Annotated in this window: 15 protein-coding genes; 6 read left to right on the top strand and 9 right to left on the bottom strand. The window is 51.2% G+C overall.

Annotated elements, in window-relative coordinates:
* Window positions 1–4: 4 nt before the first annotated feature.
* The 4 genes from ACTHRH_RS18430 to ACTHRH_RS18445 form a co-directional block, all read right to left on the bottom strand.
* On the bottom strand, window positions 5–640 hold the full coding sequence (locus ACTHRH_RS18430) for a DUF4004 family protein (RefSeq protein ID WP_144937763.1): 636 nt from the start codon (window positions 638–640) through the stop codon (window positions 5–7).
* A gap of 739 nt (window positions 641–1,379) precedes the next feature.
* A complete protein-coding gene (locus tag ACTHRH_RS18435; RefSeq protein ID WP_440416946.1) occupies window positions 1,380–1,937 on the bottom strand; it encodes an HAD-IIIA family hydrolase in 558 nt (185 codons plus the stop codon).
* A 20-nt stretch (window positions 1,938–1,957) separates the two neighbouring features.
* The gene (locus ACTHRH_RS18440; RefSeq protein ID WP_379288435.1) at window positions 1,958–2,662 is read right to left on the bottom strand and encodes an AIM24 family protein; all 705 of its coding nucleotides are present in this window, start codon (window positions 2,660–2,662) and stop codon (window positions 1,958–1,960) included.
* A gap of 17 nt (window positions 2,663–2,679) precedes the next feature.
* Entirely contained in the window at window positions 2,680–3,126 is a 447-nt protein-coding gene (locus ACTHRH_RS18445) for a hypothetical protein (RefSeq protein WP_144937755.1), read from the bottom strand.
* A gap of 172 nt (window positions 3,127–3,298) precedes the next feature.
* Here ACTHRH_RS18445 and ACTHRH_RS18450 point away from each other — a divergent pair, with 172 nt between their 5' ends.
* Together ACTHRH_RS18450 and ACTHRH_RS18455 are read left to right on the top strand one after the other, a co-directional pair.
* Complete coding sequence (locus tag ACTHRH_RS18450) at window positions 3,299–3,910, top strand: 2'-5' RNA ligase family protein (protein ID WP_440416948.1); 612 nt, start codon at window positions 3,299–3,301, stop codon at window positions 3,908–3,910.
* Window positions 3,911–3,946: 36 nt separating this feature from the next.
* A complete protein-coding gene (locus tag ACTHRH_RS18455; protein ID WP_379288438.1) occupies window positions 3,947–4,615 on the top strand; it encodes a GNAT family N-acetyltransferase in 669 nt (222 codons plus the stop codon).
* A gap of 124 nt (window positions 4,616–4,739) precedes the next feature.
* On the opposite strand, the gene ACTHRH_RS18460 is transcribed toward ACTHRH_RS18455, so the two are convergent.
* The 4 genes from ACTHRH_RS18460 to queD form a co-directional block, all read right to left on the bottom strand.
* Complete coding sequence (locus tag ACTHRH_RS18460; protein WP_440416991.1) at window positions 4,740–5,570, bottom strand: metallophosphoesterase; 831 nt, start codon at window positions 5,568–5,570, stop codon at window positions 4,740–4,742.
* Window positions 5,571–5,612: 42 nt separating this feature from the next.
* Entirely contained in the window at window positions 5,613–6,359 is a 747-nt protein-coding gene (gene queC / locus ACTHRH_RS18465; protein ID WP_440416950.1) for a 7-cyano-7-deazaguanine synthase QueC, read from the bottom strand.
* 110 nt (window positions 6,360–6,469) lie between these two features.
* On the bottom strand, window positions 6,470–7,153 hold the full coding sequence (locus ACTHRH_RS18470) for a 7-carboxy-7-deazaguanine synthase QueE (protein WP_379288442.1): 684 nt from the start codon (window positions 7,151–7,153) through the stop codon (window positions 6,470–6,472).
* The gene (gene queD / locus ACTHRH_RS18475) at window positions 7,150–7,623 is read right to left on the bottom strand and encodes a 6-carboxytetrahydropterin synthase QueD (protein ID WP_440416953.1); all 474 of its coding nucleotides are present in this window, start codon (window positions 7,621–7,623) and stop codon (window positions 7,150–7,152) included. Before queD ends, ACTHRH_RS18470 begins: the two co-directional genes overlap by 4 nt.
* 413 nt (window positions 7,624–8,036) lie before the next feature.
* On the opposite strand from queD, the gene ACTHRH_RS18480 reads away from it, so the two are divergent.
* On the top strand, window positions 8,037–9,428 hold the full coding sequence (locus ACTHRH_RS18480) for an RsmB/NOP family class I SAM-dependent RNA methyltransferase (protein WP_440416955.1): 1,392 nt from the start codon (window positions 8,037–8,039) through the stop codon (window positions 9,426–9,428).
* Between the two features lie 135 nt (window positions 9,429–9,563).
* The gene (locus tag ACTHRH_RS18485; RefSeq protein WP_440416957.1) at window positions 9,564–10,139 is read left to right on the top strand and encodes a DUF4269 domain-containing protein; all 576 of its coding nucleotides are present in this window, start codon (window positions 9,564–9,566) and stop codon (window positions 10,137–10,139) included.
* Window positions 10,140–10,251: 112 nt separating this feature from the next.
* On the opposite strand, the gene ACTHRH_RS18490 is transcribed toward ACTHRH_RS18485, so the two are convergent.
* The gene (locus ACTHRH_RS18490; protein ID WP_440416959.1) at window positions 10,252–11,025 is read right to left on the bottom strand and encodes a DUF6081 family protein; all 774 of its coding nucleotides are present in this window, start codon (window positions 11,023–11,025) and stop codon (window positions 10,252–10,254) included.
* 484 nt (window positions 11,026–11,509) lie between these two features.
* Here ACTHRH_RS18490 and ACTHRH_RS18495 point away from each other — a divergent pair, with 484 nt between their 5' ends.
* Complete coding sequence (locus ACTHRH_RS18495; RefSeq protein WP_379288451.1) at window positions 11,510–12,322, top strand: undecaprenyl-diphosphate phosphatase; 813 nt, start codon at window positions 11,510–11,512, stop codon at window positions 12,320–12,322.
* Between the two features lie 355 nt (window positions 12,323–12,677).
* Entirely contained in the window at window positions 12,678–14,000 is a 1,323-nt protein-coding gene (locus ACTHRH_RS18500; RefSeq protein ID WP_379288700.1) for a hemolysin family protein, read from the top strand.
* The last annotated feature ends 28 nt before the right edge of the window (window positions 14,001–14,028 follow it).

The raw sequence follows: 14,028 nt of genomic DNA on the forward strand, positions 1-14,028 counted from the left end.
ACGCTCACCTCACAGGTTGATTTAGCATCAAATTTAAATCTTTCGACAGGTCTTCCAAATCCACCTTATCGACCAGCACCGCAGCCGGATCGATCAGCAGCCTTCCTTCCTGCTCGGCAAGCAGAAACAGCAGCGTCCCGTCCTTGCTGACCACATAGACCGAGACATTCGTTCCCTTGATCCGGGGAAGCCATTCCTTGGCGCACATAACGAACCTCTCGGCTTCCTTGTCGCTTAAGGGGCATTTCTTGATCAGGGACCCGGTCAAGTGGATAAACAGTACCTCCATGAAGCTAAACCGGTCCTTCAGCAGATAATGCTCAAACCACCGTACCGCCTCCTGGTGAATTCCGGGCAGACGGCGAACCTCGGAAGCTTCGTAGGTCCGGCTTCCCGTCTCCGGCGAGAACAATTCGCTCAGCTCATCCAGGGTGTACCGATCCTTAAGTCGCTGTATCTCATCAATCCGTTTAAGAATTTGCTCCCTGGGAAAGAACGTCTCCTGACCGGTGAAAGAAGATTGTTTGATAAACCAGGCTTCCGGAATCAAATTCTGCCTCTTCCAGCGATAAAGCTGACCATAAGAGATACCGGTCGTCTTCAGCAGCTCTTTCTTAGAAATATATCCCAAAGTATCCATCGGCCATCCCTTCAATCCCTTTGTGTAACATTGTTACATTCGCATTGTAACAAAACATTGTTACATTAACAAGCCTTTTTTTTCAAACTCATATAAGGTTGGACATAGATTGCAGCTAGAATAATGCATAAATATCAAACCATCGCTCGTTCGGCGGTAGCGATTAACTGTATTTTATGTAGGTAGATTCCCAACTAATGGTAAAAAGTGATTGAGTAAATGGAAAAACTACATTTAGAATCAAGACTTTTTGCTAAAATCACTTTTTTGCACAAACTAGCTGTAGTTTTTCCACTTAGTTTCCGTCTTTTGCTCCAGAGGAGCAAACTAGCTGTATAAAATCCAGTTAGATATGCCATGTCGCTTGAGAAGGCACCTGCAGAAAATGAAAATAGACGGATTATCAAGTTAGATGCACCATTCTGTAAGTAGACTGATTGCATGGACCGGCAGAAAGTGGAAATAGATGAGTTCCAGTTAGACGCACCATTCCGTTTGCACAGCACCGGCAGAAAATGAAAATAGACGGATTATCAAGGTAGACGCCCTAGTCGGAAAAGAGTCAGCATAAGGGCCGGAATTAAACAGACAAATTTCCTAATAACGTCAAGGGTTATTGAGCAATTTCAAGCTGGGAAAGTCCGTTGTAAATTCTACAAAAAAACGGTCGGCCCACAAAACAATTAGGCCAACCGCTATAACATTCGTGAGCGGTCCTCTTCCCAGGGACAGCCCCGCTTTATTCCAATCCACGCCCCGTTTGATAATGCCGAAGAAGCCAGCTTGCCGCCTTGGGCAAATCCTGCGCCACATAATCCGGCTCCGTCTCCGCCCAAGTATGCCGATACTCTCCTAGAGACTGCTCCCCCCAGCCTGTACGCACCAACACCTTAACTGCTCCCACCTTGGCGGCAGCCAGCATATCTGTGGAACCGACATCGCCGATCACGGCGCAGCGCCTGAGGTCCAACCCGTGTTCGTCGGCCGCCTGTTCCAGCATGGCGGTTCCCGGCTTGCGGCAAAGACAGGGCTCCTCCGAAGAATGCGGACAAATGTAAGCCTGATCGAAGCCGTACCCGGCGAACTGCCTGCTGAACTCCCCCTCTGTCGCTTGGCCGCGGGAGATGCGGTGCTGATTCGTAAAGGCAAAGAGCTTCAAGCCGGCTTCTTTAAGCTGCGCCAGAGCCTGCTCCACCCCCGGATACAGCTCAAAATCCCGGGGATGAATAAAATGCCCGGTTCCGCCTAGCGTACCGTCGCGATCGATAAACACCGCTTCAAGAGTCCCGTTACTCATTGTAAAGCCCCCTTGTTGATTTACTTTATGAATACTCCGCCGAAAGGAATGATTTCCCGCAGCAGCCGTTTGATCAGGCCATCATCCTGCAAATGCTCCTCAAGCCGCAGTCCCGGTTTACCCGTCTGCATCAGCACGTATCCTTGCCCGGTAATTTTCCAATGGTAATTCATGTGCTGCCCGGCCAGTTGATTTCCGTATACGCATAGATCCAGCTTGGCATTCTGCGGATAAGCGACCAAACAACCCGCATCGATATAAATCGGCTCATCTTCGGACAGCTTCATCTCGACCAGCGGCCCTTGGGATAAAATCCCGATCTCGCCTTCCCCGAAAAACTTCATCCTCACCCAATCCCTGGTGACAACCACATTTTTCATTCGCTGTATGACGCTTTTCATTTGGACACCGGATGTGTAGAACAGGACATGGCGCACATCGAACAGAAAATCCTCCTGGTCCTTGACCGGAATACTTCTTACGCTATACCCGGCGGGAAGCGACAGAACGAACCGGCAGGGTCCGGACAGATCCGACCGGAGCCACTTCTTCTTGCGAACCATTCCTTTCAAGTCCATAATCCGGTCTTCCCGCTGATGGGACGCCCCCTGGAAAGCGATGATCATTTCCGAATGAAGCATATACAGCTTCTCGTGATCCTCAAGCCGTACTTCCATGCCCAAGCTTTGTCCGTTGCCGGGATGAATATTATATATAATGTCCATAGCGTTCCCCTTGCCTTCTACTTGCTTCTCAAGAGCACCCGCATTCCCCGCGTCAGGACAAAATAGCCGATGACGAGTCCGGCGGCCGTCAGAACCAGCGTGCGAATCCGCGCTGAATGCTGCCGTCTCTCCTGCTCGGATTGCTGCAGCTCGAGGACCATTTGCAATAACTCCCTGTTCTGCTCCTGAAGCTTCTTATTATCCTCCAGAAGCGCCTGCTGCCTCTTCTCGTAGCTCTGGACAGCCTCTTCCGCATTCTGCAGACGGTTTAGAGCGGTGTCATAATTTTGGCGTACCTGCTCATAATCTTCCTTAAGCCGGTCGACTTCTTCCGGCAGCTCCATAATGCCTTTCATCGTCCCCAGAAAACCTGCATAAGCCGGAGGATGAGCGGACAACCAAAGCAGCGCTCCCCATAATGCGAGAATCGGGAGCCGGAACCTACTCCATTCTAGCCTGTTCACCGCCCCACCCCTTTCTATTCTCTTATCTATCTCTTATACGTAATCATAAACCCAATCGTTTCCAAAATAAAAGGGGTATCCCGAAATAAGATAAAATATTCTCAGTTGCTATACTACGAATCACCTTCGACCGTTATAATACAGAATAACCTTCATGGATGTCTTTCGAGAAATGACGACAGGTAGACAGAGTAAGAAAAATGAGGAAGGCGGGGAATGCATGACCAAGTATGCGGTTGAGCTTTTTTTTGACGAGCGTACGGAGCAATATATTCGCGGGCTCTGGCGGGAGTTGGAACAGAACGGGATAACAGACAGTATGATGTCGATTGCCGATATCCAGCCTCATCTCACCGTGGCCGTTTATGATGATTTGGAAGCCGGGGAGTTCGAGGAGGAGATAGCCTTTTTTATGCAGGGGGCTCCTTCGCTGCCGGTACGCTTCGACAGCCTTGCCTGCTTTCCGGCCTCGGGAACGCTGTTCCTCTCTCCCGCTGTCACGGCGGGTCTGATGCAGCTGCATCAACGGTTTCACAGCCGCTTCCATAAGCTTCGCCCGAAGGCGGCTCCATATTATTTGCCCGGGAGCTGGAATCCGCACTGCACATTAGCCGTCAATTTATCCTCCGTACAGCTTAAGGAAGCCTTCCATTACATCCTCGACCGGTTCAGCCCTTTCCAAGCCGGCCTGCAGCAAATCGGGTTGGTTCAGCTAACCTTCAACGAGGAACAATTATGCATCCGCAGCCGGACCATCTTCACCCTGCCTCTGACCGATGCATGAAGTAATCAATCGATGGATAAGGAGGAAGTCCAAGAGATGTGTGAATCAACCAACGAGCTTCTGCTGCTGGAATTTCCGGAACAATTCGAAACCGAACGGCTTATTATCCGTGCCCCGCAATGGGGAGACGGCGCCGCCGTCAATGAAGCGATAAGGGAAAGTATAAACGAGCTTCGTCAGTGGATGCCCTGGGCCTTGACAACGCCTACGGTAGAGGAGACCGAAGCCAACATTCGCAGGGCCAGGCTGCAGTTTCTGGAACGGACGGATATGCGTCTTCATCTCTATGACAAGGATAGTGGAGAATTGATAGGATGCAGCGGCCTGCATCGGATAAACTGGAAGATTCGCAGCTTCGAAATCGGTTACTGGCTGCGCACCTCGCAGACGGGCCGCGGCTGGATGACCGAGGCGGTACACGGCATCACCCGTTTTGCCGCCCGGCAATTGCAGGCTAACCGGATCGAGATCCGCTGCGACTCCCGCAATGAACGGAGCCGCCGGGTCGCGGAACGCTGCGGATTTACTCTGGAGGGCATTCTTAGAAGAGAAGATGCCGCCGTACATTCCCCGGCGGAAGAGGTTCCTTCCGACCGCCAGACTTCCGGGGTGTCTGACAGCGTGCCGCATCAAGCACAGGCCGCCTGTCCGCAGCTGCGGGATACGATGGTCTTCTCCAAGATACGAGGCATAGAATTCTCGTAAGAAAAAGTAGAAAACAACCATCATATTTTCCTGCAGGCTTGAATATGATTCTATCAATAGCTTGTATAAGTAAGTTTGCGGTCCATAACATAGCACGGCAGGCCAAGCTCCGGTCCGGGTCATTTCATAGACTGGACCCGGAAGTTTCGGCCGGCTCGATCCGGTACACCGCAATTTCCGGCCGGCAGTTCAAGCGGACTGGCAGCTTGACGGTCCCGAGACCGCGGCTGATTCCGAAATAACGGCCATGTCCCAGACGGCTCAGCCCGATGGGATAGTCGCGATAAGCTCCCCAGGTCCGGCCGAAGCACCGGATTTGTCCGCCGTGGGTATGCCCCGCTAACAGCAGGTGGAAACCGAAAGATTGCTCCTGCAGGTACCGGATTATACTGGGGCAGTGAGCCATGACTATGGAGAAGGGAGCAGTCGCAGGATCCGGAGCACCTGCGTTCGGGGCGGAAGGGATCCGTTCGTTCCCGTACACCGAATTATCCAACCCATAGAGGTGGACAAGGCTTCCCTTGCAGCGGAACGATACGGAGTCATTTTCCAGCACGTTCATGCAGGATTGTAAGCGGGACAAGTACCCGGGGTCGTCAATCGGTCTTTTGCGGAACAGAATAGACTCTTCCCGTTCGTAATTGCCCGGTACAAAATAAACGGCCGTCTCGCGCGGAAAGCGCCCGATCTCCCGGAGTACCCGGGGAAGCTGCCCCCTGTTCGTCGCCAAATCACCGGTGATCAGGATGAAATCCGGGACGGACTCGGACACCAGACGGCTTAGCCGTCCGTTGACCCCTGCGGTCAATCCGTGAATATCCGACAGGTGAACGAAGGTAAAAGGGGCTTTCACCACATCGCTTTGTATTCGATACTCGGAGATATCTATCCACCAAGTATGATAAACATAAAGCAGGAGAAGAAGGAGCAATACCGCCGCCATTCCAATCGCCATAGCCAATGGATCACCGTCTTCCGGAATTTTCGTTGTTCGGGCTTAAGACCTTGCAGCCTTGTAAGGAATCGGGTCCTCTAGACCGGCCTCCGCGAACCCTTTTAACCGCAGACGGCAGCTATCACAGGTTCCGCAAGCTTCTTCACTGCCGTTATAGCACGAGGTTGTCAGATGATAGGGGACACCGAGACGCGTCCCTTGCCGGATGATTTCCGCCTTGCTCCAATGAAGGAGCGGAGTCGCGATGCGAATGGCTTGACCCTCGGCACCGGCCTTGGTAGCAAGCTCGATCACTTCTTCGACCTTGCGGATAAACTCGGGGCGGCAATCCGGATAGCCGCTATAATCGAGAGCATTGACCCCGATATAGATCGCTTCCGCGCCGGAAACCTCTGCGAACGAGGTGGCGATAGAGAGGAACAGCAGGTTTCTGCCGGGAACATACGTCACTGGAATGTCCTCCTCACCGCTGCGGGGTGTCCCGTCCGATGCATTCGAATCGCCGGCTGGTTGGCTTACATCCGGAACATCAATCGTTTCGTCGGTCAGGGCGCTGCCGCCGAACTCCTTGAGGAAGCCGAGTGAAATGATTTTATGGCGCGAAGCGGCACCGTAAAATTCGGCCACCCGTTTGGCATTTTCTATTTCCATGCTGTGCCTTTGTCCATAATCGAAAGTGATCGGATAGATTTCATAGCCTTCTTCTTGGGCTATCCCCATACAGGTCGTGCTGTCCAGACCTCCGCTCAGAATGACAACCGCTTTTTTCACCGCTTTGTTGCTAGCCATTATCAACCATCCTTACTTAACCGTTTTCTTTGTGCATACGTGCTGAATTCTGTTGGCATCACATGGGAATCGGCCCGACACAGCGAGCCGATCCATTCGATTAGTCCCCACTAGACCCCTCTGGCGGCCGGGTCCCAAATGACTTTATGGAGCTGCATATTCAGCTTAACGTTAACAAGTGCATGCTTAAGCATCAATTCAACGAGCCTGGCCGGAGGCATCGTTTCCCATACCGGACTGAAGAGCGCCAGAGCTTCGGTCGGATATTGGGCCAGCACTTCGCGGGCGAAATGAAAATCGGCCTCGTCCGCAATAACGAACTTGACTTCGTCCTGCTTCCTGAGCAGGGCAAAATTGCCGTGAATCATCTGCTCCGTCTCGCCGGACCCGGGAAGCTTGTAATCCATAATATATCTGACCTTGGAGGAAGTGACCTTGCTTAGGAACGGGGCAAGATCTATCGCTCCGTTCGTCTCGATATGCACATCGACAATTTGCTCCAACGAGGATAAGGCTTCGATTAATGCAAGGGAATGTTCGCCGTACAGGAGGGGCTCTCCGCCCGTCAGACACAGATGCCGGGAAGAGTACCGGCCCACCTCCCGGACGATTTCTTCGATCGTCATCACTTTATCCGCTTTATCCGGAGGGTAACTGTATGTCGTATCGCACCAGACGCAGCGGAGATTGCAGCCGAACAAGCGGACGAAGACGGTGGGGAATCCTGCCCGCGTGCCTTCCCCCTCAACCGTCTCAAATATTTCTACCATAGGCAGCTTGACGTCTTTCATCATTCAGCTTCCTCCATCATGGAACGGGTTACGGCCGCGTAGCTTGTCGGGGTTTCCCATAACCGCAGCTCCTCCAGCTTGACGGCGGGGTAGAGCCCTTCCTGGACGAGACCCTCGTTAATCTGCTCGTACATCCAGACGATCATATTCTCCGCGGTCGTATTCATCGGAGGGAGCACTTCGTTCAAATACTGATGGTCCAGGCGGTCAATAACTCTTTCTTTGGCAATCCTTTTGATATCGCCGAAGTCAATCACGATTCCCCGTTCATCTAACCGGCCTCTCATGACAACCTGCAGTTTATACGTATGGCCGTGCAAATTTTTGCATTTGCCTTCATAGCAATGCAAATGATGGGCGCTGTCAAATGTGAATTCCTTAGAGACAAGCACCTCTTTATGATGGTATTTCAACTGGTCGGGCTGGATATCCTTCCCCAGAATTTGAACCTTGGTCGGAACGTTATAACTCATGGCCACCACCTTCACATAACTAAAAGACTGTTGAATTAAATGCTACGCCAAATTAAGGCAATCGAATAGCCGCGCATATCTATAACAGAGCCGGCGGCCGCTCCAATCTTTCATTACCTTCTCTATGAAACAAACAAGAGGAGTCATGACAAACGCAAGAGACGATCGCCCCTTAACTCATCAGTCTTCAAATAAACATTATATTATTATACCATGCGGGCCTTGCTTAGAAAAGAAGAGGAAACAGAGCAGGAGGCTGTAAAGTAACGGCCCGGCTTCCTAATGCATCCTTCCTTGCGAAGCAAAAAAACAGCAGCTTTTTTATCATTTTCCCTGCTGGAATTTAAGCCGAAAAATCGTTATCATGAAAAAAATAAATGCATCATCTATCCCGCTAAAAGGAGTTCCTCGCTTTGAGTACAACATTACCCCAAGCATATATAGATAAAATACAACGTCAATTGAAAGAAGATGCCGAAGCTTTCTTCCTGAGCTACAGCGAAGCCCGGACACACGGTCTGCGCCTGAATCCTCTCAAAGTGGAGCCGGACAGTCCATGGGCGAAACGGCTGCAGGAGCTGTTCAAGCTTGTCCCTGTTCCATGGTGCCCGACCGGCTATTACTACGAGGAGCCGCACCGGCCCGGCAAGCATCCGTATCATGCCGCTGGCCTGTATTACATCCAGGAGCCTTCCGCCATGTCCGCAGTGGAAATTCTCGACCCGCAGCCGGGAGAAACGATTCTTGATTTGGCCGCCGCACCCGGGGGGAAATCAACGCAAATCGCCGGCAAAATGAAAGGCAAAGGATTGCTGGTGGCCAATGAGATCCACCCTGCCCGGGCTAAAATATTGGCCGAAAATATCGAGCGGATGGGAATCCGCAATGCGGTAGTGACGAATGCGGCGCCGGACGTGCTGGCTGGCCGGTTCGCATCCGGCTTCGACCGGATCATGCTGGACGCGCCTTGCTCCGGCGAAGGAATGTTCCGCAAGGACCCGGATGCCGTCGGCGAATGGTCGCCCGAGCATGTCGCCATGTGCGCCGCCAGACAGATGGACATCCTCCGGCACGCCATTCCGATGCTGAAGCCGGGCGGAAAGCTGGCCTACTCTACATGTACCTTTTCCATAGAAGAGAACGAAGAGGTGATCGCCCGGATTACGGAGCAGTTCCCCTACATGGAGGTGCTGCGAACCGAGCGGATTTGGCCTCACCTGCATAAGGGGGAGGGCCATTTCGTCGCTTTGCTGGAGAAGAGGGAGGAGGGGGAGGAGCAGCTTGCGTCCGGCCGTTCAATGAAGCCGCCTTCCACGCGCGTGAAAGGCTCCGCCAAGCATCGGATGCAGACTAAGGCTATTGCGGACGCCTGGAAGCTGTTCTCCGGCTTTGCAGAAGCCTATTTGTCCAGGCAGCTGGAGCTTCCTCCGGGAGAGGCCATCCTGTTCGGGGAGCAGCTTTACTGGCTGCCCCATGACACCGAGGGCCTGTGGTCGGCGTCCTCGCTGGACGGATTGAAGACGGTCCGGCCCGGACTGCATCTCGGCACCGTCAAGAAGAACCGCCTGGAGCCGGCTCACGCTTTGGCTCTCACTTTGCGGGAGGACATGTCCCGCCACCCTCTAACGTTAGCCGCAGATTCTCAGGAAGCCGCTGCTTATCTCCGTGGAGAAACCTTGACGGCAAAAAGCGGCCGGGAAGGATGGGCTCTCGTAACCATTGACGGCCAGCCGTTAGGCTGGGGCAAGGTAAGCGGGGAACAGTTGAAGAACCATTATCCGAAAGGCCTGCGCTTGCCCCGTTAAGCATTGCAAAGCCCAAGCTTGGCCTGGCGTAGTTCAACGGCCAGTCTCCCGCCAGGTAAGCAAGCACACTCTAGGCCGAATGATTTTAAGCGCAACGCAAATAAGGCGGATATGTAATCAGGAGGATTGTTGACCATGGACAGCACCCAGCCATATAACCGGTGGAAAAGCACGGAATATTTACGCCGGGGTACCCCGAGGCAGCAGCGGGCTTATGAAGCGCTTGCCGGTCTGCAAATCAATGAACGGCTGCAGCCGTTCGATCCGGTATTGGCCGGGACCATTCCTCTGGGGATCGATACCGAGGTCAGCGATCTGGATATCATCTGCAATGCAGTACCGTCGCTTCTGGCCGACGCCCTAAGCTCCCACTACTCCTCACTTCCCGGCTTTACACTGCACGAAACAATCAAGCAGGGCATTCCCGCTCTCGTCTGCCGCTTCCAATTCGAGGGATGGCCGATTGAAATATTCGGTCAGCCGATCCCGGTCGCCGAGCAGAACGCGTTAATTCATATGGATATCGAGCATCGCCTGCTGTGCCTCGCCGGGCCGGCGGCCAAACAGGCCATCATGCAATTCAAAAGAGAAGGCTGCAAGACCGAGCCTGCTTTTGCCCGCTTCTTTCGCATCAAAGGCGATCCTTATGAGGCTCTGCTCGTCCTGGCCCGCTGCTCCGACGAGGAGCTCCGTGTTATATTCGAGCTGTGAACGGCAAATTGCACCCTATGCGCATTAATGCAGACACCTGTAAAGACAACGTAGATGCTTACTCAACAGCCAGAATCATTCATGTCAATCATCACCAAACGAGGGCGGATCTTCAATCCTGTTCCACTGGATTCCCGTTCTCTTGCTTCTCCCCGCTCTCTTCTATCGTAATGTTAACCGGCGACCATTCCCCGATCACGGTCTGTCCATGCACCGATACGCTGCCTTCCGGAGTCAGGTCCTTCTCGGTCATGATGCCGAGCGCAACGGTAAATTGATTGAACTTGAGCGGAATGTTCCTCTCGCGGCGGACTTCATGTCCGTTAATATAGAATACTGCTTCATTGACGGAACGATCATAGATGATTTTGTAGGTGTTGAATTCGCGAGGCTTGAAATGATCCTTCTCCTCTTTAAAAATACAGAAATATTTCGTCTTGTCCGATTCCGGAACCTGCACGCCCGGAAATGGCAGAACCGCGTAAACACTGGCATACTGATCGTTGCTCACGAAGAAATCAAGGGCGCCGCCGGTCGTAAAGTCCAGCAGGTTGAGGGAAACGTACCCGTCATATAAATCATCGGGGACCGTATTCTGTGTCCGTGCGCGGATCTGCAGCTCGAAGCTGATTTTTCCGTTCTCCGGCACTTCCACCGGTTTGGCGGAATAATACATATGCTTCGCATTATCCAAAATTTGGATTTTATCATGACTTCTGCTAAGGGGCGCCCGTACGTAAAGAATTCCGTTGCGAACAATAACGACCGCTTCAGGCTCACGGTAACTCCAGAACGAGCCGTCCGGCAGCCGGAACCCGCCAATCGTCCAAACCTCCCCTTCCGAAAGAATCGTATGGAAATCTCCTAACTGTATCTCTTTCCTCATCGGTCATTCTCCTATCTGTATGCTGGAATCCGGGCCACCCATTATGATCGGTGTCCGGCCGCTTTTATCTCATGAGACGGTTTAAATGCTTCTGCTCCCATTGTAACATATGGGGTGCCGCACCTCTAAACCCGGACTGCAGCTGCTTCCCAGGTAATATTCTCCATAGGACTGATTTCATACACCCTCTACTTTTTTCGACAAAGATTCTTAAATTTTCGTTTACTTTATCAGCTTGGCTTTGAAAATGCACTTAATTCTATTATTATATAAAAAGCTAATATGGAAGTTTATCGGAGAGGTTGTCGAATTCTTCTTTAGCGGAAGCTTTTTATGCGATTCGGCGCTGCTTGTCCTTCGATGTCTTTCTCAAATGCCTGCATCGTATAAAAAGCTAATATGAAGGTTTATCGGAGAGGTTGTCGAATTCTTCTCTAGAGGTTCTCAACACTCTATTAATCTACTTTATTTGGAGGAACTAACATTGGAAAGCTTATGGGAAACACTAAAATACGCCATTCTAGGACTGATCCAGGGCTTCACTGAACCTATTCCGATTTCGTCCAGCGGGCATCTGGTCATCGCGCAGCGGCTGTTCGGATTGGAAATCGAAGGGCTGAGCTTTGAGGTGCTGGTCAATTTCGCTTCGCTGCTCGCGGTATTGCTTATTTACCGGCAAGATCTCATTCGGCTCACGGTCAATGGATTCAAATATTTGACCAAACGGGACGAGAACTGCCGCGGTGATTTTATGTTCATTATTTATTTAATCATTGCGACGATTCCTGCCGGTGTCATTGGAGTCCTGTTCAACGACTTCATCTCCGATCGGCTCAAGGGCCTCAACGTTATCGGAATCACCCTGCTCGTTACAGCGGTTGCGCTGTTTCTTATCCGGAATCTTCGCGGACGCAAGGGGGATCAGCAGCTAACGTTAAAGGATTCCATTATTATCGGATTAGCGCAATCCGTTGCGTTAATTCCGGGAATCAGCCGCTCCGGAGCCACGATCGTCGCTGCCATGGCTCTTGGAATGAAACAAGAGACGGCTCTTCGCTTCTCTTTCTTCCTGTACATTCCCGTCAGTCTCGGGGGGATGGTTCTGGAAGCCAAGCATATCGCCAGCGACCCTGATTTGGATCGGCTGCTGCTGCCCTACGGAGCGGCGTTCCTGGTCGCCCTTGTGGCGTCCTATTTCTCCCTTAAATGGTTTATGAACATCATGAAGAAGGGCAATCTGTTGTACTTCTCCATTTATTGTGTCATAGCCGGTCTGGCCGTCCTTCTATTTCTGTAATCCGGCTGCTTAAAAGTTTCATGCAAACCAGGAACTCAAACACTTTTAGCGCTTCAGTGACCCTCTTTCCGGTCGCTCTAATAAACTATCATCCTCATGAAAACCGTTGGCCCCCAAGCCGGACGGTTTTCTTTGATTTCATAGAACTGCTTATTCCTTTATCAAGAAAGAAAGTTAGCTTACATATTTTTCTCATTTCGATTATAATAATGCTAAATGGGGTGATCGGATGGAAAGTTGACGCTTAATTTCACAGTTTTTTCCGTACCGTAGTTTCTATTCTTAATTATGCGGAGGTGAATATCCAAACCCGGCTGGGGGAGGATCCTTGTTGGAAGATGGCATACCGATATTAATGAATTTATTATTGGTAATGTTTTTAGTATTGTTAAACGGTTTTTTTGTCGCATCGGAATTTGCGCTGGTTAAGGTCCGGGGCAGCCGGATCGCACAGTTGGTGAATGAAGGCAACGCCAGAGCCAAAATTGCACAGCACGTAACCTCACGGTTGGACGCTTACTTATCAGCTTGTCAGCTTGGTATTACACTGGCATCGCTAGGTTTGGGATGGGTCGGTGAACCCGCTATTTCTCATTTGATCGTTCAGCCGATTTTAGCATACCTGAATGCACCCGAATATTTAATCACACCGGTTTCCTTCGGAGTTGCCTTCGGTACTATAACCATACTCCATATTGTCTTGGGAGAGCTTGCTCCCAAAACTATAGCCATTGTCAAAGCGGAACAGACAGCTCTATGGCTGAGCGGCCCTTTAATGCTGTTCTACCGGATTGCGTATCCGGCCATCTGGCTGCTGAATGGAACCTCCATTCTGCTGCTTCGCTGCATTGGAATTCATCCGGCCTCCGAGCATGATGCCGGTCATACAGAAGAAGAAATCCGCATTCTCATGAAAGAAAGCCAAAAAAGCGGACATATCGATCAGGAAGAGCTTACTCTGGTCGAGAACATCTTCAACTTCTCGGAGCGTGTAGCCCGGGAGGTTATGATCCCGCGAACCATGATGGAATGCTTATATACAAATGCTTCATTCGAAGAGAATTTGGAAACCGTTATCCAAAGCAAACATTCCAGATATCCGATAGCTCAAGAGGATAAAGACCGAATAGTGGGTATTGTTCATTCTATAGATATTTATAATGCGGTTCTTAAGAAAGGCAAGGAGAACTTGCAGCTTGAGTCCATGATTCGCCCGGTCATTCATATTCCTGAAGCGATGGAAATCAGTCAGGTGCTTCGTGTTATGCAGAAGGAGAAGGTGCAAATCGTCGTTGTCGTGGATGAATACGGCGGCACGGCGGGGATCATCACCATGGAAGATATTATTGAAGAGATCGTCGGAGACATTCAAGACGAGCTCAAAATCGAAAGAGCCCAGGTGGAGATTCTGAATGACCGTACTTCTGTGGATGGAAGGCTGCTGATCGAGAAGGTTAACGAAATGTTCGGACTGGATATCTCCGATGAGGAAGTCGATACGATCGGCGGTTGGATTTACAGCCAAATCAACGGCCAGCCCCAAATCGGACAGACGGTTTTCTATGAAGATGTACAGTTTCAAATTACAGACGTGGAGCATTTTCGAATTCATCGCGTCGATATCTTTGCTCTTCCCTTGTCCGAACGAATGGAAGACAGTCAAGAAAGCATAGCTTAACCAAAGGAGCCCGGCTGATAACCAGCCG

The organism is Paenibacillus sp. SAFN-117, from assembly GCF_051966115.1.
Classification (GTDB): domain Bacteria; phylum Bacillota; class Bacilli; order Paenibacillales; family NBRC-103111; genus Paenibacillus_L; species Paenibacillus_L residui.